This is a genomic window from Lentzea rhizosphaerae (assembly GCF_042649515.1).
Lineage (GTDB): Bacteria > Actinomycetota > Actinomycetes > Mycobacteriales > Pseudonocardiaceae > Lentzea > Lentzea aerocolonigenes.
The window spans coordinates 231200-251450 of record NZ_JBHRZI010000005.1; the positions used below are offsets into that span (position 1 = coordinate 231200).

Sequence of the window (20251 nt, forward strand, 5' to 3'; positions counted from 1 at the left end):
CGTGGAATCGTCACGACGAGGCTTGCAGTTGAAGTCGACTTCAAGTCAAGCGTCCGCGCCACCACGGTTGCGCGTGCGGATCCGGATGCGCTTGTGTGGTCTGGTGGAGTCGATGTCGATCGGTGCGGTCGCCGAACAGCTGGGCGTGGCGACGTCGACGCTGCGCTGGTGGGAGAAGCAGGGCTTGATCTCGCCACGAGACCGCAGGGTCGGCCGGCGGTACTACAACCACGCCGAGGTGCGCAGACTGGCGACAATTCAGTTCCTGCAGGAAACCGGGCTGATGAGCCTGTCCGACATCGCCGCGCTGCTGGCTGAGCGCAACGACAACCAGGACTGGCAGGAGGTGGTGCACGCCCGGATCGATTCGATCAGCGTCCAGATCGAGCAGCTCACCGCGGCCAAGGCGTACCTGGAGCACGCGTTGCGCTGTCACCGCGACAACGTCGCCACCGAGTGCCCGCACCTGCGCGACGACATCGACGCCCGGCTGGCGCGCAAGCCCGGCAAGAAGCAGTCACGAACGGCCGAAACAGGTCGGCGCTCGGCGGGGCCGGCTGGGCATGAACGGGGTGAACGGCAGCCACTTCGAGACAGGCCTCAGTGAGCTCCGACCAGCTTGCGGCCGAACTCGCACATCTCCTCGATCACCGTGTCCTGCGGGATGGTCTTGTCGTGGTGCACGACGTAGTCGAGCATGCCGTGGATCGCGCCGTACAACAGCATCGCGTTGATCTTCGGTCTGTCGATGGAGAAAACGCCGGCGTCACGACCACCACTGAGCAACGCCGACAGCATCAGCAGGTGACGGTTCGCCGCCGAGACGCCGGTCTGCACGTCCTTGGCGCCTGACGCGTGCGCGAACAACGCGTCGTGCAGATGAGAGTTGATCATGTAGGCGTTGATCATCTCCACGATCCACATCTCCAGCCTGCCGACCCAGTCGTCCTCGGGCAACCGGGACAGCAGGAGTTCCTGCTGCGCTATCAACCGCTCCACCAGGCGTTCCTGCAGTGCGGCGACGAGATGGGACTTCGACTGGAAGTACAGGTAGAACGTTCCCTTCGCGACCCCGGCGGCCACCGTCACGTCGTCGACCGTCAGCGAGGACAGTTCCTTGTTGACGATGATCCGTTCCGCCGCGTCCAGGAGCAGGCCGCGTTTGTCCGCTGTGTTCCGCGCCGTCGTCATCCCCATCCTCACGCCCACCGATGCTGCCGCGCCCCAGTATGCGCAGTGCGGTCGCCGCACCGGTTCGAGATGTGGCGAATGCCGAACCAGGTCAGGCACTCACCACCGACACATTGTCCTGCACCACCTGTGGCACCACCACCGGGGGATCCTTCAACCGTGCGTTCACGACAGCCGCCGCCAGGACGGACGCGGTCGCTCCGACCAGGACGGTCAGGTAGCCCACCTGGCCGGCCAGTGCGACGGCCACCGCGCCTCCCAGCAGCGACACGAACGTGCCGACACTCGCCAGCACGGTGAAGTCGCTCGCGGCCGTCGCGGGCCGGGTGAAGTCCATCGTGATCGCGTTGATGACAACCGACCCGGCGGCGTACACGGCACCGAACGAGCACAACGCGACGGTCGTCATGAGGAACGGCGCGTGGCCGAGAGCCATCGGGCTGAACCCCAGCAGCGCCAGGCCCTGTGCCCCGCAGGACAACGCGAGCACGCGCCTGCGGCCGAGGCGTTCGACCAGCAACCCCGCGCCGAGCGCTGCCACCCCGCCGACCGAGCTGACGGCGATGCCCACGACCAGCCCGACGCGATCAGCCGACCAGCCCGCGTCGACGAGCATCGGCGGCACCATCGCGTATGCGCCGGCAACACCGATCCAGCTCAGCGGCAGCAGGAACAGGGTCCAGCGGACGACGCCCGGCACCTTGAACACGGTCACCACCGCGCGGAAACCGGGACGCTCGCCCATGTCGGCGTACTCCGGTTCGCGGTACCGGACGAGCGGCCACAGGGGGACGGCGGTGAGCACGGCGAGCGACAGGACGGCCGCGTGCCAGCCCCACTGGGAGTACACGAACAGCACCGCGCCGCCGCCCAGCATGTTGCCGACGTACCCCCCGGCGAACCGCACGCCGCTGCCCACGCCGCGATCGTGCGGTTCCAGCGCACGGACGGCGAGCGCGTCGGCCGCCACGTCCTGCACGGCCGCGGCCTGCACCACCACCAGCACGACGACCATCAGCAGGCCGTAGTCGCCGACGGGGTCCAACGGCAGCAACGCGATCAGCACCGCGGCCATCAACGGCTGCAGCACCAGCAGCCACGAGCGGAAGTGGCCCCTGCGCCCGCCGAACCTGTCGAGCAGCGGCGCCCAGAGGAACTTGGCCGCGAACAACAGACCGACCGAGCTGACGAGAGCGATCTGACTCAGCGACGCGCCCCGGTCGCGCAGGATCACCACCAGCGCCATGTACACGAAGTTGATCGGCAGGTACTGGCCCGCGTGCAGCATCCCGAGCAACCGGAACGTGTCCCGCCTCGATGCTCCGTTCACCCGAAGCTCAACTCCGGCAACTCGGCCAAGCCGCCGTCCTGCGCGGCCCGCTTGTGCTCGTCGTGGTCGATCCTCATCACCGCGGCCCTGACGTGATCCGCCAGCCCGCCGCGCGGGACCGTTCGGCGTAGAAGCCCGCGTACCGGCCACGGCGTTCGATCAGTTCGTCGTGCGTGCCGAGCTCGATCACCGTGCCGGCGTCGATCACCGCGATCTGGTCGGCGTTGACGACGGTCGAGAGCCGGTGGGCGATCACGACGATGGTCTTGCCCCGCGCGGCGAGTGCGCTCATGCCCGCTGCCACCGCGGCCTCGTTCTCCGGATCGAGCGCCGCGGTCACCTCGTCGAGCAGCACGATCGGCGTGTCCTTCAACAGGGCACGGGCGATCGCGACACGCTGACGCTCACCGCCGGACAGCGACAACCCGCCCTCGCCGACCCGCGCCTGCCAGCCGTCGGGCAGGCGTTCGACGACCTCGTCCAGCCGGGCTGCGGTGACCGCCTCCCGCACCTGCTCGTCCGTGGCGTCCGGTGCGGCGAGCCGCACGTTCTCCTCGATCGTGCCGTCGAAGAGGTAGTTGTCCTGGAAGACGATGGACATCTGGTCCATCAGGTCGCCGGAGGCCAGGTCTCGCACATCGGTCCCGCCGATCCGCACCGCGCCGCTGTCGACGTCCCAGAACCGCGCGATCAGCCGCAGCAGCGTGGTCTTGCCCGCGCCGGACGGTCCGACGAGCGCGGTCATCGCACCGGCCGGGATGGTCAGCGAGAGCTCGCGCAGCACCGGCCGCCCGTCGTAGGAGAACGTGACGTCGTCGAACTCGATCTCCGCCGTGGCCGGTGGTGCCGACGTGCCCGGTTCGGGCAGCGGGGCCGCGGTGAGCACCTCCGACACCCGTTCGACGGCGATGTCGGCGGACCGGATCGCGCCGAAGAGGTTGCCGACCTGGGCGAGCGGCTCCACGAACCGGGTGGCCAGCACGAGCAGCGCCACCACGTCGGGCACCGTCAGCTCACCACCCAGGGCGAGCCACGTGCCAGTGATCAGCACGATCGTGAAGCCCAGCTGCACGACGCCGACGTACACCAGCTGCGGCACCGTGAGTCTGGTCAGCGCGCTGCGGAAGGTGCGCCGCTGCTCGTCCAGCGCCCGCTCCATCGGCGCGAAGCCCTCGAGCGCGCGCCCGGTGGACCGGAAGACCGGCTGTGCCTGGGCGAACTCGATCGCCCTCCCCGCCGCCTCCGCCGACGCGTCGTCCATGATCCCCTGGGTGTCCCGCACCACGGGACCCGACCACCTCGTCACGATCATCGCGGCGGGCACGGTCACCAGGAACGCGACGCCCATCCGCCAGTCGATGAAGAACACCCCGGCGACCACGGTCGCGGGCGTGGCGATCGACTGCACCAGCTCCGGCCAGACGTGCGACACGACACTCGCCGCCGACGGCGTCGACTGTGCGACGGCGCGCGCCAGCCGGCCCGACGGGTTGCCCACGAACCAGCCGAGCGGCAGCCGCCGCAGGTGCCGCCCGACGTCGTGCTGCAGGTCCCGCATGATCTCGTTGGCGGTGCGGTAACCGAGCGCCTTGGCCCACGACACCCCGGCGAGGTAGGCGAACCCGAGCACGACGACCACGCCGAGCCACCGCACGGCGGCGTCGAGATCAGGCGGGGTGGCCAGCACGGCCCGCAGCAAGGGGATGATCGTCACCAGCAGGCAGCCCTGCAGCACGCCGATGACGACGTACCTGCCGGTGAGCATGTTCAACATCCGGCCGTGCGGCCAGATCTGCAGCAACCGCTTGATCACTGGACCGCCTCCGTCGTCATCTGCTGGATGAACCACATCCGCGCGTACTTGCCGTCGCGTTCGACGAGCTCGTCGTGGGTACCGCGCTCGATGATCCGGCCACCGTCGAGCACGAGGATCTGGTCGGCGTGCGCGATGGTGTGCAACCGGTGTGCCACCACGAGAAGCGTCCGGTTCCTGGTCAGTTCGGACAGCGCTTCCTGGACGGCGACCTCGTTCTCCGGATCCACCATGGCGGTCGCCTCGTCCAGCAGCACGATCGGCGCGTCCTGCAGGATCGCTCGGGCGATCGTCAACCGCTGCCGCTCACCACCGGACAGCACGCCGCCGCGCCCGGTCACCACGGTGTCGTAGCCCTCGGGCATCTTCTCGATCACGTCGTGCATCCGCGCGGCCCGCGCGGCGGCCTCGACGTCGGCGTCCGTCGCGTCCGGCCGGCCGAGCCGGATGTTCTCCCTGACGGTGTCGCGCACCAGCACGACGTCCTGGAACACGATGGCGATCCGCCGCAGCAGCTCGTGCTGCGGGATCTCGCGGATGTCGACGCCACCTATCTCGATGGCGCCACCTGTCACGTCGAAGAAGCGCGGAATCAGCCGGGTCATCGTGGTCTTGCCCGACCCGGACGGCCCGACGATCGCCGTCACCGTCCCTTGTGGACACGACGCGCTGACGTCGTTCAGCACCTTGTTGCTGCCGTCGTAGGAGAAGTCGACGGCGGAAAACCTCACGTCGTACGTGGACGGCACCCGCGGGCGCGTCGGCGCGGGCAGCGACGCCTCGGCGAGCACGTCCGAGACGTGCTGCGCGGCCACACGCGCCTTGCGCAACGACTGCGTGCCCTGCAGCAGCGTCATGAACGGCGCGGGCAGCCCGACACCCACCAGCACGAACGGCAGCAGGTCGACCGGCTGCAGCCAGCCGGCGGCCACGAGTCCCGTTCCCGCACCGAGCACGACCACCAGCACCGACGCGGGCGACAGCAGCGCCATGTTGGCGAACATCGCCTTGCCCGCTTCTCGCGTCCACGCCGCCAGCACGTCGCAGAACTCGTCCACAACGGACGAGAACCGCCGGTACGCGCCGCCGTCCTGGCCGTACGCCTTGATGACCTGGATCCCGTCGACGTACTCGATCGTCGAGTTGTTGATCCTGCGTTGCGCATCCATCAACTGGGCCATCCTGGCCGGCATGGTGCGGTGCGCGATGCGCATGGCCAGCACGGACAACGGCAGCAACGCGAGTGTCACCAGCGTCATCCGCCAGTCGACGGTGACGAGGTAGACGATCGCGGCCAGCGGCAGTCCAACGGCACTGGCGACGTCGAGCATCGCGTGCGCCACCAGGTGGTGCATGTCCTCGATGTCGTCGTCCATCACCTTCTTGAGCTCACCGGAGCCTCGGCCACCGAACCACCCGAGCGGCACGGTGGCCATGTGCCTGGCCAGCCGGGTGCGCAGATGCCGTTGCAGGTCCGCGTCGGCGTAGTGGGTGACGAAGTTGGCGACCACGAGCAGCCCGAGCCGCCCGGCGGCACCGAGCACACCGGCGACGACCCACCACACCACCGCCGATCGCGCTCCACCTGTCAGCAGCAACGCGGCGATCTCGGCCACCGCCACGTAGGGCAGCAGCCCGAGGACGGAGCTCACGAACGCCATCGCGGTGCCCAGGAAAAGCCGTCCCCGCACCGGACCGAGGAGGTCCATGACCCGCAGCCTCTCGGTGTCGCGCTGGCTCGACTCGGCCTCCGCAACAGTAGTTGACGCATCAACAGTCATGGTCACAACAGAAGTCCTCCCCCTGATCACCTCGTGCGTACAGCATACGCATAGGCCCATGGTAAACGAAACCCATTTCCAACAAGCAAGAGGGTCGGCGCGCGAGGAAGCCGTCGGCCACGGCCCCGAGGCCGCCCCGGAAGACGTCCCGAGTCTGCGGCTCCAGCACGGCGGACATCACGTGGGTGCGCGGCGGCCGCGGTCCGCTCGTCCAGGGGTTCCGACTCAGCGCCTCGCCCGCCCCGCCCGCCCTCGCGCCCCGCCCTTCACGACCACGGTGTGCACGGCTTTGACCCGTTGATGCAAAAGGTTCCCAACTAGACCGGCCTGAGTTACAGTGATGACTGACCGTCAGTCATGTTGGTGTGCACGGACTCTGCGACGGTTTCTGGGGATTCACTCAACTTTTCGTCTTCACCACCAAGGGGAAATGGCGTGGTTGCGAATACGAATGTGGTCACCCCGATGCCGCTCATGCGAATCGCGAGCGGTTTCGGGATGACCAAGGCACTGGCGGCGGCCGTGGACCTCGGCCTCTTCAACCACCTGTCCAAGGTCACGACCGCGACGAAGGCGGAGATCTGCCGTGACCTCGGCCTCGCTGATCGACCCGCCGGGATGCTGCTGACCGTCTGCACCGCGATGGAACTGCTCGAGTCGGAAGGCGAGTACTTCCGGAACTCCGCCGTGGCCGAAGAGTTCCTCGTAATGGGCAAGGAACACTACTTCGGCGACTACGTGAAGCTCAAAGACGTCCGCGCCTACCACTCGTGGGATCGGCTGACGGATGCGTTGCGCACCAACGCACCGGTCGGCTGGGACCCGAAGACGCAGGCCACTCCGTTCGAGGGCATCTCGCCGGAAGAGGCCAGGCTGTTCTACTCGGCGATGCGGTCGCTCTCCGCCTACACCGCGGCCACCCTGGCCAGGGCCGTCGACCTCTCCGGCGCGAAGAGGCTGCTGGACGTCGGTGGCGGCAGCGGCATCTACGGCATCGAGCTCGGCAAGGTGAACCCACAGCTCCACACAACGGTGTACGAACTGCCGTCGGTGTGCCCGATGATCGAGCAGGCAGCCCTTGCGGCAGGCATGGCGGACCGCATCTCCGCCGCGCCCGGCAACTTCCTGACCGACGAACAACTTCCCGGCGGACACGACGTCGCACTGCTGTCGACGGTGCTGCACAACTGGGGTCCTGAGTTCAACGTCGTCCTGCTGCGCAAGGTGTACGACGCCATCGAGCCCGGCGGCACGGTCGTGATCTGCGAGCAGTTCATCTCCGACGACAGGGACGGGCCGCTGGAAGGCGCACTGCTGAGCCTCAACATGCTCGTCGAGACCACCGGCGGCGCCAACTACACGAGGGGCGAGTACGAGAGCTGGCTGACCGAGGCCGGCTTCACCGACCTCGAGTACATCGACCTCGATGCAGCCGGGGCCAACGGAACCATGCTGGGACGCAAGCCGCACTGACCGCGACCCTTCGTGACGACGACGCCGCCCGAGGCGCACGCGTGATCAAGGCGTGCACCTCGGGCGTCGTCGTGTCCGAACTGGACGATCCGCACCACCGCAGCTCAGCGACGCCGGGCTGCCACCACACCGGCGATCCACAGCGGCACGGTCGGCCGAGGCACCCCCTGACCAGCATGCAGATCGCACTGTCAGCCACCACCCGACCAGTCGTCGCGTGGACGACCGAAGGATTTGCCGAGAGATGAAGCCTGCGGTCTCCCGCGACTGACTGACGGTCAGTCATAGTGGAATCGCCATAGGTTGATATGGCAATTCCACTATCAGGGGAGGTACTCATGCTCAGTGAGACCCAGTGCAACTGCCCGAACTGCAACGACACGTGCGAGGCCTGCACGTGCACGAACTGCACGTGTCCCACGTGCAGTCACTGAGTGATGTAGTCGCGCGATGACGAGGGCCCCCGGACGCAGTGCGCGCGTCCGGGGGCCCTCCATCAGTATCAGAAAACCAGATGGGTGCGGTAGAACCGCAATTCCGCCTCCAGGCAGGCGATGATCGTCTCGGCGCGCCGGAAGCCGTGTCCCTCACCGTCGAACACGAGGTGCTCGTACGCGATGCCGTTGGCGTCGAGGTCGCGGACCATGGCGTCGGCCTGCGCGGGCGAGACGACCGGGTCCTCCTTGCCCTGCAACAACAGCACGGGACACGTTCCGGGGCCGACGTGGCCGATCGCCGACCGCGCGCGGTAGGTCTCGACGCACTCCGGCAGCGGTCCGAGGAGGCCGTCCAGGTAGTGCGACTCGAAGTCGTGCGTGAGCGCCACGAGTGCCTCGAAGTCCGCGACGCCGAAGTACGACACCGCCGCCGCGAACGTCGGACCGTGCGCTGCGACACCGGTGGTCACCGCACCGAGCGCGGTCGAGCCGCCCGCGGACGGGCCGCGGATCGCGAGCCTCCTGCCGTCGGCCAGGCCGCGTTGCACCAGCGACCGGGCGGCGGCGACGACGTCCGCGACGTCCACGACGCCCCACCGGCCGTTCAACCGCTCGCGATACCTGCGCCCGTACCCGCTGGACCCGCCGTAGTTCACGTCCAGCACGCCGATTCCCCGGCTGGTGAAGAACGCCTTCGCGAGATCGGCCAGCCCGACCTCGTGCCCGGTCGGACCGCCGTGCGCCCACACGACGTACGGGGGCAACTCACCCTCCGGCGCCCGCGCCACCGGGCTGGACGGCGGATGGTCGAGCGCGTACACCGTGTGTCCGCCGATGCCGTCGAGCTCGAGCCTTCTGGGGCGCGGCAGGTACTCGGTGTGCGGCAGCTCCTCCAGTTCGGCCCGCAGGCACTCGGTCGCCCCGGTCGCGACGTCGATGCGCACGACGGCCAGCGGGCGGTCCGGCGCCCCCGCGATGCAGGCGACGACCGTGCCGTCCGCCGACAACGTGGGCATGAACGACGTGTAGGGGGTCGGCACGTCGGTGAGGATCCCGGTGTCCGGGTCGAGCACGCCGAGTCGCAGGTCGCCGCGCCCGTGCAGCACGGCGAGCCGCCCGTCGGGCAACACCGCGAACGTGCGGTCTCCGAGCTCCCACAACGGTTCCGCGAACTCCTCGGCGCGCGGGCACAACGCGCGGACACGGCCGTTCAGGTCCGCGCGGTAGAGGTTCCACCAGCCCGACCGGTCGGACACCGCGTAGAGGGCGTCGCCGCACCACACCGGTGCGAGCACGGACTCGGCCTGGCCGCCCATGACCACGCTGCCGAGCCCGCCGTCGAGGTCCGCCACTCTCAGTTCGGTGCCGTCCCACGGCATGTTCGGGTGGTTCCAGCAGACGAACGCGATCCGGGTGCCGTCCGGTGACGGGGTGGGGAACCCGAAGAAGCCGGCGCCGGACACGACCTCGCGCACGACGCCGGAGCCGTCGAGCGGCACCACCACGATCGACCTGGTGATGCGGTCGTCGTCGTGCCGTTCCCGCACGCAGAACACCGAGGCGCCGTCCGGTGAGAGAGCGAAGTCCGCGTACCGCAGCGCTTCCGGCTCGTGCGGCGCGGGAGTGAGCGCGCGCACGCCTCCGCCGTCGGCCAGGTACACCCGTTGGTCGCTGTAGTTCGAGAACACCACCCCGTCGCGCACGGGGAGGTGGGAAAGGCCTCCGTACTCGTGCACGGTGCTCCGCACGTTCCACGGTGCCGCCAGCTCGATCAGGCCGGAGCGCACGACCGTGCACCGGCCTTCCTCACCCGGTTTCGACTCCTGCCACCAGACCTGCCCGCCCGCCGCCTGCGGGAAGGACAACCTGACGCGGGAGCGCGCGACGTCGGCGGCGCTGATCGGGGACGGCCAGGTGCCGTACGGCAATTCCTTCGGACAATCCTGTGGTCGCGCGGAAGTCACCGGCGTCATTTCGTCACGATAATGATTTTCATACTGAACAACTGGTTTCGGGGGTAGCGCTGGTGCATCTGAGTCCACGTCAGGCACAGATCTTGTCCCTCATCGCCGAAGGTCTGGGAGACAAGGAGATCGCGCAACGACTCGGCATGTCCGCGCGCACCGTCGACTCCCACCTGCAACGGCTCTACGTGCGCTACGGAGTGCACAGCAGAGCCGCGATCATCGCGCGGTGGCTGCTCGAAGGAGGCGTTCCGGAGCCGGTACCCGCCATCGCCGAGTGACCCACCAGGGGACGGCGCGGTCGCCGTCCCCTTCTCGTGCGCCGGATCAGCAGAGCATCATCACGGTGGCCTGGACGAACTTGTCGTTCTTGAACGCGGCCAGCGGGCCGGAGAACGCCTCGGCCGCCGTCTTCGGCGCGGCCGACGGGCCTTCGACGATGAAGTCGCGCTCCTCGGTGATCGTCGCCTTCACCTGCTCGCCGGGGCAGTGCACGCCGCGGTTGCGGACCAGCACGTCGGTGATCTGCGTGACGAGCTCACCGAGGTCGCCCTCTGCCCACGTGGAGACGGTGCCGTCGGTGTCCTCCAACGAGAACCGCTCGAAGACGCGTGCCTCCGCGCGGTCGTCGCCCTGGATCATCAGCATGTACACGCGCCGCTGCACGAGGTCGTCCGGCAACGCGACGAGGTTGGCCTCGACGGTCTCCGGCGATCCCATGAAGCTGTGCGACTGGCAGTCCCACGCGGCCGTGATGCACTTCTGCACCTTGGCCTCGACCTGCTGCGGGGCCCGAGAAATCTCAACAGCCATCGATTTTTCCCCTCCTGCAAGAATTCTTCGCCACGTCCTGAGAGGACTTCACCCACGGTAGTGAGCACGCCGCACCCGGTCGATTGGGCGATTTCACTGACAGGAGAAGGAAGGAGACATGCGCGGAACGCATACCCCTGCACTGAACGATCATTTGACCGCGAGTTCGGGCCACCGCGATCGTGGCTTCATGACCGCACTGACCCGGTACCGCACGGCGTTGGCGATCCCCGGCATGGCCAGGGTCATGGGGGCCGCGTTCGCCTGCCGGCTGCTCGCGGGAATGGTGGTGCTGGCACTGCTTCTGGTCGCACACCGCGCCACCGGCAGCTATGCGAGCGCAGGAGCCGTGTCCGGCGCCTACGCCGTGGCGCTCGCGTTCACCTCACCGCTGTGGGGCCGGATCGCCGACCGCCGCGGCCCGCGAACCGCGCTGGCCGTCGCGTCGGTGCTCCAGTCGACCTGCTTCACCCTGTTCGTCCTGACCGCGATGACGCAACCGTGGCCGCCCGCGCTGACCGTGCTGGCGTTCCTCGCGGGCGCGTGCACCCCACCGGCCGGCGCCATCTCGAACACGGTGATCGCCCGGGTCACCGACGAGGAGGCGAAGCGCACGCTGTTCTCGTTGTCCGGCCTGCTCACCGAGACCGTCTTCATCGCGGGCCCGCTGATCGTGGCCGGTGTCGTCGCGGTGCTGGCACCGATCTACGCGGTGGTGGTCACCGCCGTGACCTCCGCGGCGGGCACGTGGTGGCTGCGCGGCGCACGGGCCGTGCGCGCCATCGAACTAGACCGTCTCGAAGACGTGGAAAACCTGGCTCTGCACCGGAACCCGAGGCTCGCACACCTGCTGGCGGTAGTCGTGCTGGGCGCGTTCTCGTTGGGAGCGCTGGAAGTCTCGCTGGTCGCCCACGCCGACGGCTTGCGGATGAGCGCGGGTGTGCTGCTCGCCGCCATGGCCTGTGGTGGCGCGTTGGGCAGTTTCCTTTACGGCGGCATGAGGTTGCCGGGATCGCCGCTCCTGCAACTGGTCGGCGCACTCACGTTGTTCGGTCTGCTGGTGGCCACGATCGGGCTGGGCCCTGGCGCGGTGGCAACCCTCGTGGTGCTCACCGTAGCCGGCGCGGTGAACGGACCGTCCGACGCGCTGCAGACCATGCTCGTCGGCGACTACAGCACCGACGCCACCAAATCGCAGGCGTTCGCGGTGCTGATCGCGGCCAACTGGGTCGGCTTCGCGGCGGGCAACGGGATCGCGGGCGTGCTCGTGGAGCGCTACTCCCCTGGGGCCGGGGCGGTGGCCGCCGCAGTCACCACCGTCGTCGCGGCGGGGTCGCTGCTGGTGCCGCTGGCGAGGAAACGGACTCCGGTCGCCGGCTGACGTCTGGTGGGCAGGCGAAGGCGCGACCGCGGCGGTCGGTGCGCGCGAGGGCGTGCACCGGCATCGCGGGCGTGGTCGTGGGGCGCTCCTCCCCCAGGCGCCACCTCGACCACGCTCGCGATCACCTACTCGTACCTCCGCCCAGAAATCCCACCCCGACCACCAACCGAAGCCCGGTCCGGCAACGAAGCCGCAGCCGCCCGCACCGACTCCACCATCGACGACACCGCTGGCACCCTCCGCGCACCCGCAGGACACGCGAGGTACAGACGCCGGCGCGGAATCTCGTCACACGGCCGACGCACCACAACGTCACGGCGCACGCTCGGCACCGCGAGCGACGGGAACAGCATCACCCCCACCCCGGAAGCGACCAGTCCCTGCTTGCCAGTCCAGTCGTCGCAGTGCACGGACACCGCCGACACGAAACCGTCGAGCGGCCCGAGGCAGTCCGGATGCGCGCCGTCGATCCACGTGTCGTCGCTGAGGTCCGCGAGCGTCAGCCGCTCGCGCGCGAACGGGTGGTCGCGCGGCAACGCCACCAGCAGCTCGTCCTCGACGAGCGGGACGAGCTCGATCCCGTCGAGGTCCTGCGCGTGCAGGTCCCACTCCGTCACCAGCGCGAGATCGAGCCGGCCGGCACGCAGGTCGGCCAGGTGGCGTTCCGGGTCGGTCTGCGGCACGAACGGCTTGGCAGCGCGCGGATTCCTCGTCACGTAGTCGTGAAACGCCCGCGGCAGCAACGTGGTGTTGGCGCTGCTGAAGGAGCCGATGGTCAGCGAGCCGCCGTCGCCGCCGAGCGCCGAGAGCTGGCGTTCCGCGCGATGAAGGCGATCCAGCACACCGCGGGTGTGTTCGACGAGCAGCGCGCCCGCGGGCGTCAGCGAGGCGCCCGTCGGCGAGCGCACGAGCAGCGGCACGCCCGCCTGCCTTTCCAGCGCGGCGATCTGGCGCGAGACCGACGGCTGGGTGCGGCACAGTGCCGCGGCCGCACCGGTCATCGACCCGTGGTCGGCGACCGCCACGAGCGCGCGCAACCGGTCGAAGTCGAACATGCGGCCAGCGTATCGGTAGGGGATTTCCCCGGCAGGAGTTCACCGCACGGGTGGTTCACCGACTGGGTGCCCCGCCGGGCCCCTCCTACAGTCGCACGCATGCGGGAGAGCACGGCGCGGGCCGTCACCGAGATCAGCTGCTTCGCGTTCGCGGGCACCCCGGACTCGGTGACGCGCAGTGTGTACGCACTACCCCGCACCATCGTCGGGCACACCTGGTACGCGCTGCTGGTGGAGAGCGAGCGTGCGGCCGACATCCGGGTCTTCTCCCGCACCCACGCCGACGACGACAGCGGCCCGGTCGCGAGCTGGCACGGTGCGAGCCTCGGCGCGCTGCCGATCCGGATCATGTCGCTGCTGATGAACGCCGGTGACGGCATCGAGGCGGCGTTGGGCGAGCACGGCGGCTTCGTCGAGCACGGCCTGGTTCCGTGCCCGCCCACCCCGCGTGGCGCGTTCGGTCACGCGCTCGGTGCCTACGCCGCGGACCGTTCCGTCCGCGCCTTCGTGATCGCGCTGTAAGCCGTGCACCACTGGGGCATGTACTGCTTCAGCGGACCGCGCCGTCAGCTGGCGGTCCAGCTGTTCGCGCTCCCCCGCGACATCATCCGCAAGGACCTGGTCGTCCTGTTGCTGAGCACCGACGACCAGGGCGGCGCGTGGATGTTCGTCCGCGACGGCGACCTCACCGCGGTCCACGAGTGGCAGGCCGCCTCGCTCGACGACCTGCCGGAGGCGGTGCTGTCCCTGCTGTCGTCCGAAGTCGGTCCCGCCGACGCCGTTTCCGTCCTCAGTGGACTGTATCCGTTCGTCGCCGGGTCTCCCGCGCTGCCACCGGCATCGGCTCGCGGCGCGTTCGGCCTGCCGCTGGACGGGTTCGCCGGCGACAGCGCGCGGGCCTGCGTGCTCTACTCCGGCGCGCTGTGAACCCCGAAGAGGTTCAGCCGGTAGCTGCCCACCTTGCGGGCCGCGAACCACCGCAGCGCGGGCAGCATCACCCGGTACCGGACCGGCAGCGCCCGCCGGACGGCGACCTGCGGCTCTGCGACCGTCCGGGACTCGCGCAGCCGCAGACCGATCCCCCAGTCCTCGATCCGCCGCGGTTCGTCGCACGCCCACGTCATGACGGCGTCGACCTTCTTCAGCGAGTCGTGCTGGTGCTGGAAGTCCATCATGAGCCGGGAACCGGTGTCGAAGGCGACCTCGGCACCCGGAAAGCTGCTGGAAATCAGGGACAGTGCAGTGCGAACGTCCTCTTCGGACAGGTAGAGCAGCACCGCCTCGCTGATGATGAGGTACGGCCCATCGCTCTCCCGCACGACGTCGGTCCACGCGTGATCGAGCACCGAGCAGGCGATCATCGTCCGCCGCTCGTCGTCGGCGAAGAAGTGGCGCCGCAGGTCGATGACGTCCGGCAGGTCCACGTCGAACCACCGCACGGCACCGTTGTCGAGCCGCTCGAACCGCGTGTTGAGCCCGGTGCCGATCTCCACCACGGTCCCGCCGGGATGCCGGGCGAGGAACGCCCGCACCCAGCCGTCGAAGATGAGCGTGCGCAACACGGACCCGAGCAGGCTGCGGCCGCCGTCGAACTTGGCGAAGTCGTAGTCGATCGAGCCGACCATCTCCACGGCCTTGGCGTCGTGCAGCGCCGGCCGCTTCTTCCTCGACTCGACCGCCCTGCCGTACAACGGGATCAGCAGGGTCTCCTGGGTGGTGCCGAGCGAAAGTCGTCGTCTCCCCATGATTGCCACCGTAACAGGAAGGTTCGGTGACGCGGATCCGTTCCGGCGCAACAACTTCAGGCCCACCGCAAGCCCTCTTCGCGAGCGAGGAGGGCCACTGCGGCGCGCGTTACGTCGGAAGCCCCTGCGCCGCGATCACGAGAGCTTCCGCCGTCGCCGCCGCCAGGGACTCCGGCGTCTCGGTGTTGAACGCGTGGTGCTCCACGGTCACCCGCAACGCACTGTTGATCATCGCCGCCTGGATCGCGGTGACCAGGTCGGGCTCGGCCAGGCCCGCGCGGTGGGCGAGCGCCTCGGCGAACGCGGGTTCCGCCTCCCGGTGCGCTTCCAGCCAGACCGCGCGCAGGCCCGGTTCGGTCCGGGCCAGCCGGACCAAGTTCATCATCGCCGTCAGCTCGCCGGGCGATCCGATGCGGCCGGACGTGAGCATCACGAGCAGGTCCGAGACGCCCTGGTCGCGGCGCCACGCACGCAGGCACGCGGCCGTGTGCTCGATCCCGCCGGTCAGCAGCGGCATGACGCAGCTCTCCTTGCTCGGGAAGTAGCGCCACAGCGTGCGCACGGAGATGCCCGCCTCGGCCGCGATCTCCTCGGCGGACGTGCCCGCGACCCCCTTGGCCAGGAAGAGGCCGACGGCCGCGCGCGCCACCTCGAGGCGAGTCTCCGCCTTGCGCCGTTCGGTCAGCGGCGGTCGTCCGGTGCGCTCCGAAGTGCGGGTCTGCTGGTTGGGCATGTCACCTCCGTCCGGACATCCTACTTCTTGTCCTTCAGCGACATACTGGCACTCCGTGCCAATAAGTGGCTATGGTGGGGGGTATGAACAACGATCTGAACGGCAGCAGCGTCGTCGTGACCGGCGGCGGATCGGGCATCGGGCGGGCCGCGGCCCTCCAGTTCGCGCAGCTCGGCGCGAAGGTGGTGGTCGCCGACATCAACGCCGAGGCGGCCAAGACGGTCACCGAGGAGATCACCTCGGCCGGCGGCACCGCAGTCGCCGTGGCGGGTGACCTGACCGAGTCCGCCGTGGTCGACGAGGTGGTCGCGACGGCGGTCGAGCAGTTCGGCGGCCTGGACGTGCTCGTGTGCAACGCCGGGATCACCGACTCGATGAGCGCGGCGGCCGACGTCACCGACGCGGAGTGGGAGCGCGTCCTCGGCGTCAACCTCACCGCGCCGTTCAAGCTCACCCGTGCCGCGTTGCCGCACATGCTCGCCAAGGGCAAGGGCTCCATCGTCTACACCGCGTCGGAGGCGGGCCTGCGCGGCAGTGCCGCCGGCCTCGCGTACACGACGTCGAAGACCGGCCTCATCGGACTGACGCGCTCGGTGGCGGTCATGTACCGGGAGTCCGGCATCCGCGCGAACGCCATCGCACCGGGCGGTGTGGCCACGGGCATCGCACTGAACATGGACCCCGCCGCGCACGGACCTCAGGTCTTCGGCAGGTACATGCAGAACATCGGCCGTGTCTCGCAGGCGGAGGAGCAGGCCAACGCCATCGTCTTCCTCGCCTCCGACGCCGCCTCGAACATCAACGGCGTCGTCCTCCCGGTCGACAACGGCTGGTCCGCGGTCTGAGAAACCCCACCCAGCGAAAGGTTCTCCCGTGCTTTCCGAAGACCTCGGCTTCGATCCCGACGAGCTCCGCGCCAGGTACCGGGCCGAACGCGACCGCCGCATCCGTCCCGACGGCTCCGCGCAGTACCGAGACGTCACCGGTGAGTTCGGCTTCTACGCCGACGACCCGCACGCCGATCCGCACTTCAACCGTGAAGCGCTGCACGACGAGGTGGACGTCGTCGTCATCGGCGGCGGCCTCGGCGGCCTGCTCGCCGCGGCACGGCTGCGGCAGGCGGGCGTCGGCTCGATCCGGGTGGTGGAGAAGGGCGGCGACTTCGGCGGCACCTGGTACTGGAACCGCTATCCGGGACTCCACTGCGACATCGAGTCGTACGTCTACATGCCGTTGCTGGACGAGCTCGGGCACGTCCCCGCGTGGAAGTACGCGCCAGGCGAGGACATCCGGCGGCACGCCCGTGCCGTCGGCGAGCACTTCGACCTCTACCGCGACGCGTGCTTCCAGACCGCGGTCACCGGCCTGAGCTGGGACGAGGATGCGGCCAGGTGGATCGTGTCCACCGACCGCGGCGACCGGATGCGGGCGCGGTACGTGGTGATGTCCAACGGCACTCTGGACCGGCCGAAGCTCCCCGGGATCCCCGGCATCGACACGTTCCGCGGGCACACATTCCACACGAGTCGCTGGGACTACGGCTACACCGGGGGTGACGCGAACGGGAACCTCAGCGGACTCGCCGACAAGCGCGTCGCCCTGATCGGCACCGGCGCGACCGCGATCCAGGTCGTGCCGCACCTCGGCCGCGACGCGCAGCAGTTGTACGTCTTCCAGCGCACGCCGTCCACTGTGGACTACCGCGCCAACAGGCCGACCGACGACGAGTGGGCGGCGTCACTGCGGCCGGGGTGGCAGCGCGAGAGGATGGAGAACTTCCTCGGCATCGTCAGCGGCGACGAGACCGACGAGGACCTGGTCGCGGACGCGTGGACCGGCAGCGCCCGGCTGTTGCGGAAGATGACCGCGGGCCAGGACCGCGGCTCGCTCACGCCGGAGGAACGCGAGCGCGCCGAGGAGCTCCTCGACTTCCGGAAGATGAACCAGATCCGCGCCCGCGTCGACGAGATCGTGCAGGACCCGGAGACCGCCGAGCTGCTCAAGCCCTGGTACCGCTACGCCTGCAAGCGGCCGACGTTCAGCGACGAGTACCTCCAGACCTTCAACCGCCCCAACGTCACCCTCGTCGACACGGCCGACCACGGCGGCGTCGAGCGCGTCACGGAGAACGCGATCGTGGTCGGCGACCGCGAGTACGAGGTGGACTGCATCATCTTCGCCACCGGTTTCCAGGTGGCCATGTCGGACATGATCACCGGCCGGCTGCCGGTGCACGGGCGCGGCGGCACCCACCTGTTGCAGCACTGGAGCCGGGGCCCGCGGACGCTGCACGGCTTCTACTGCAACGGTTTTCCGAACCTGTTCACCATGGGGGCGGTGCAGAACGCCGCGTCGGTGAACTTCGCGCACGTCCTCGACGAGCAGGCGAGCCACATCGCGGCGGTCGTGGCGGAGGCGGGCAAGCGCGGCGCCCGGTGGGTCGAACCGAGCGAGGAGGCGGTGGACGCCTGGGTGTCGGCGCTCGGCGAGAACGCGGAGGAGCTCCACCGGTTCTACCTCGAATGCACTCCCGGCTACTACAACAACGAGGGCAAGCCCCACCCGCGCCGGGGTTTCGCCAAGGGTGCCACCGCTTTCCACGCCCTCCTCCGTGACTGGCGGCGGAACGGCATGGACGACGTCATGGTGATGCCCGGATGAATCCCTTCCACGGCACGAACGGCATCGCGTTCGGCCCGGACGGGCGCCTGCACGTGGCCGATTTCCTCGGTGGACGCATCAGCGCCGTCGACCTCTCCACGGCCGAGGTCGAGGTGGTCGTGCCGGCGGGCGGCGTCGTCCAGTCACCGGACGACATCGCGTTCGGCGCCGACGGGTCGATGTACATCACCGACCTCGTGCCCGGCCGGGTCTGGCGGCGCGACCCGCTCGGCGAGCTCACGCTGGTCAGCGACGAGGTGAAGGTGCCGAACGGCATCACCTGTGCGGGAAACCGGTTGTTCGTCAACGAGATGCGCCCCGGCGGGCGGCTGCTGGAACTGTTCCCCGACGGCGGCGAGCCCGTCGTGCTCACCGGCGACCTGCCGATGGCCAACGCGATGCAGCTCGGCCCGGACGGCCACCTCCACTACCCGCACATGCTGACCGGCGAGGTCCACCGGATCTCGCCGGACGGCGGCACCCCGGAGCTCGTCGCCGACGGCGTGTACATGCCGGTGGCGGTTCGTTTCGACCGCGAAGGCGCTCTGCTGGTCCTCTCCGCCGGCCCCGAGGGTGACATCACGCGCATCTCCCCCGACGGACGGCGGCAGGTGATCACGACCGGAATCTTCGGCTTGGACAACGCCGCGGTCGACGAGGACAACCACGTGTACGTCTCCAGTTTCGCGAGCGGTGGCATAGCGGAGGTCCACCCGGACGGCGGGATCCGCCAGATCGTGCCGCAGAGCCTCGTCGGGCCGTACGGTCTCGCGGTCGACCGCACCGGCACCCTCCACGCGGCGGACCACTACCGTGTGGCCGGCGAGCGCACCCTCAGCTCCACGCACGGCATCGCCGCCGGCCGGGACGAGCTGCACACGACCTCGCAGTACGGCGAGGTGCGCACAGGACGGAGGGTGCGCGCCAAGGGTTTGCGCTGCCCCCTCGGCATCGCGGTGCGCGACGACGGTGCCCTCGTGGTCGCGGAGACAGGTGCGGGACGGATCATCGCGATCGACGCCGACGATGCGATCACGGTGGTGGCGAACGGGTTCTCCGAGCCGGTGGACGTGACGTTCGACGCTCACGGGCGGTGCTACGTCAGCGACGAGCAGGGCGTCGTGCACCGGGTCGACGACGGGCAGCCGATCGCGGAAGGTCTTGCCGCGCCACAGGGCATCGCCGTCAGGGGTGACGAACTGCTCGTCGTGGAGGCGGGCCGGGGGCGAGTGCTGGCGATCGGCCTGGTGACCGGTGACATCAGGACCGAGGCAGGCGATCTGCCGCTCAGTCCTCCTGGAACGGCCCGCGCGTTGTTCACCCACGGCATGCCGGGATGCCCGCGCGCGTTCACCGGGCTTGCCGTCGCACCGGACGGCACCCTCCACGTGTCCGGACGTGGCACCGTGCTCCGGATTCCGCACAAGTAGGTTGCCCGTCATGACTGCTCAGCCAGAACTGCGGGAAGTCGCTCCCGGCGTCCACGCCTGGATCCAGCCGGACGGCACCTGGTGGATCAACAACGCCGGCGCGGTGCACGCGGACGGCGAGGTCGTCGTCATCGACACCTGCGCGACCGCCCGCCGCACCCGGCTCTTCCTGGACGCGCTCGCCGCAGCCACCGGCGACGCGCCGATCAGGCTCGCGGTGAACACGCACCTGCACGAGCACACCCGCCAGGGCATCCTGCAGGACTTCATCCTGGCCAACACCCCGCCCGCGTGGTCGCCCACCCCCGACTGGGGTGTCGAGGCCGTGCGCCCGCCCACCGTCTCGTTCCGCGACGAGATCACGCTCCACGCGGGCAGTGCCCGGCTGCACTGCGCGGTGTGACAGGCCGGCGCCGGTCCCGACGTGGATGAACGGCGCTTTTG

The 20251-nt window shown here is 69.4% G+C and carries 19 protein-coding genes; 10 read left to right on the forward strand and 9 right to left on the reverse strand.

The features are described from left to right. Positions 1-112 precede the first annotated feature (112 nt). Positions 113-607: a MerR family transcriptional regulator gene (locus ACFOWZ_RS04180; protein ID WP_382368903.1), complete on the forward strand. Its 495-nt coding sequence runs from the start codon at positions 113-115 to the stop codon at positions 605-607. Here ACFOWZ_RS04180 and ACFOWZ_RS04185 read toward each other — a convergent pair. From ACFOWZ_RS04185 to ACFOWZ_RS04200, 4 genes are all read right to left on the reverse strand, one after another. Further along, positions 601-1191, reverse strand: coding sequence for a TetR/AcrR family transcriptional regulator (locus ACFOWZ_RS04185; protein ID WP_382368906.1), 591 nt, complete (start codon positions 1189-1191; stop codon positions 601-603). The genes ACFOWZ_RS04180 and ACFOWZ_RS04185 overlap by 7 nt on opposite strands. 91 nt (positions 1192-1282) lie before the next feature. Further along, positions 1283-2521, reverse strand: a complete 1239-nt coding sequence (locus ACFOWZ_RS04190) for an MFS transporter (RefSeq protein ID WP_382368909.1) — start codon at positions 2519-2521, stop codon at positions 1283-1285. Positions 2522-2597: 76 nt separating this feature from the next. After that, on the reverse strand, positions 2598-4334 hold the full coding sequence (locus ACFOWZ_RS04195) for an ABC transporter ATP-binding protein (RefSeq protein ID WP_382368912.1): 1737 nt from the start codon (positions 4332-4334) through the stop codon (positions 2598-2600). Next, positions 4331-6115 (reverse strand): ABC transporter ATP-binding protein, encoded by a 1785-nt coding sequence (locus ACFOWZ_RS04200; protein ID WP_382368915.1) that lies wholly within the window; start codon positions 6113-6115, stop codon positions 4331-4333. The genes ACFOWZ_RS04195 and ACFOWZ_RS04200 overlap by 4 nt, the downstream gene beginning before the upstream one ends. Positions 6116-6580: 465 nt before the next feature. Here ACFOWZ_RS04200 and ACFOWZ_RS04205 point away from each other — a divergent pair, with 465 nt between their 5' ends. Then, on the forward strand, positions 6581-7588 hold the full coding sequence (locus ACFOWZ_RS04205) for a methyltransferase (RefSeq protein ID WP_382368918.1): 1008 nt from the start codon (positions 6581-6583) through the stop codon (positions 7586-7588). Positions 7589-8090: 502 nt separating this feature from the next. Here ACFOWZ_RS04205 and ACFOWZ_RS04210 read toward each other — a convergent pair. Then, positions 8091-9998 (reverse strand): S9 family peptidase, encoded by a 1908-nt coding sequence (locus ACFOWZ_RS04210; protein ID WP_382368921.1) that lies wholly within the window; start codon positions 9996-9998, stop codon positions 8091-8093. Here ACFOWZ_RS04210 and ACFOWZ_RS04215 point away from each other — a divergent pair. Next, the gene (locus ACFOWZ_RS04215) at positions 9971-10270 is read left to right on the forward strand and encodes a response regulator transcription factor (RefSeq protein ID WP_382368924.1); all 300 of its coding nucleotides are present in this window, start codon (positions 9971-9973) and stop codon (positions 10268-10270) included. The two genes, ACFOWZ_RS04210 and ACFOWZ_RS04215, sit on opposite strands and share 28 nt — an antisense overlap. A gap of 46 nt (positions 10271-10316) precedes the next feature. Here the strand turns inward: ACFOWZ_RS04215 and ACFOWZ_RS04220 are convergent, their stop codons facing one another. Further along, positions 10317-10802, reverse strand: a complete 486-nt coding sequence (locus ACFOWZ_RS04220; protein ID WP_382368927.1) for a hypothetical protein — start codon at positions 10800-10802, stop codon at positions 10317-10319. Between the two features lie 190 nt (positions 10803-10992). On the opposite strand from ACFOWZ_RS04220, the gene ACFOWZ_RS04225 reads away from it, so the two are divergent. Beyond that, positions 10993-12183 (forward strand): MFS transporter, encoded by a 1191-nt coding sequence (locus ACFOWZ_RS04225; RefSeq protein ID WP_382368930.1) that lies wholly within the window; start codon positions 10993-10995, stop codon positions 12181-12183. A 125-nt stretch (positions 12184-12308) separates the two neighbouring features. Here the strand turns inward: ACFOWZ_RS04225 and ACFOWZ_RS04230 are convergent, their stop codons facing one another. Continuing rightward, complete coding sequence (locus ACFOWZ_RS04230; protein ID WP_382368933.1) at positions 12309-13238, reverse strand: LysR family transcriptional regulator; 930 nt, start codon at positions 13236-13238, stop codon at positions 12309-12311. Between the two features lie 99 nt (positions 13239-13337). Here ACFOWZ_RS04230 and ACFOWZ_RS04235 point away from each other — a divergent pair, with 99 nt between their 5' ends. Further along, positions 13338-13760 carry a hypothetical protein gene (locus ACFOWZ_RS04235; RefSeq protein WP_382368936.1) on the forward strand — a complete coding sequence of 141 codons (423 nt, stop codon included), beginning with the start codon at positions 13338-13340 and terminating at the stop codon, positions 13758-13760. A gap of 18 nt (positions 13761-13778) precedes the next feature. Then, a complete protein-coding gene (locus ACFOWZ_RS04240; RefSeq protein ID WP_382368939.1) occupies positions 13779-14165 on the forward strand; it encodes a hypothetical protein in 387 nt (128 codons plus the stop codon). Here the strand turns inward: ACFOWZ_RS04240 and ACFOWZ_RS04245 are convergent. Together ACFOWZ_RS04245 and ACFOWZ_RS04250 are read right to left on the reverse strand one after the other, a co-directional pair. Continuing rightward, on the reverse strand, positions 14147-14983 hold the full coding sequence (locus tag ACFOWZ_RS04245; RefSeq protein WP_382368942.1) for a class I SAM-dependent methyltransferase: 837 nt from the start codon (positions 14981-14983) through the stop codon (positions 14147-14149). The two genes, ACFOWZ_RS04240 and ACFOWZ_RS04245, sit on opposite strands and share 19 nt — an antisense overlap. Before the next feature lie 109 nt (positions 14984-15092). Next, entirely contained in the window at positions 15093-15716 is a 624-nt protein-coding gene (locus ACFOWZ_RS04250; protein WP_382368945.1) for a TetR/AcrR family transcriptional regulator, read from the reverse strand. Between the two features lie 83 nt (positions 15717-15799). Between ACFOWZ_RS04250 and ACFOWZ_RS04255 the strand changes: the two genes are divergently transcribed. From ACFOWZ_RS04255 to ACFOWZ_RS04270, 4 genes are read left to right on the forward strand one after another with little or no spacing between them, the layout of a single operon-like run. Continuing rightward, the gene (locus ACFOWZ_RS04255; RefSeq protein WP_382368948.1) at positions 15800-16561 is read left to right on the forward strand and encodes an SDR family NAD(P)-dependent oxidoreductase; all 762 of its coding nucleotides are present in this window, start codon (positions 15800-15802) and stop codon (positions 16559-16561) included. Positions 16562-16589: 28 nt separating this feature from the next. Then, a complete protein-coding gene (locus ACFOWZ_RS04260; protein WP_382368951.1) occupies positions 16590-18377 on the forward strand; it encodes a flavin-containing monooxygenase in 1788 nt (595 codons plus the stop codon). After that, positions 18374-19807, forward strand: coding sequence for a hypothetical protein (locus tag ACFOWZ_RS04265; RefSeq protein ID WP_382368954.1), 1434 nt, complete (start codon positions 18374-18376; stop codon positions 19805-19807). Before ACFOWZ_RS04260 ends, ACFOWZ_RS04265 begins: the two co-directional genes overlap by 4 nt. Positions 19808-19817: 10 nt before the next feature. Then, positions 19818-20210 (forward strand): MBL fold metallo-hydrolase, encoded by a 393-nt coding sequence (locus ACFOWZ_RS04270; protein ID WP_382368957.1) that lies wholly within the window; start codon positions 19818-19820, stop codon positions 20208-20210. The last annotated feature ends 41 nt before the right edge of the window (positions 20211-20251 follow it).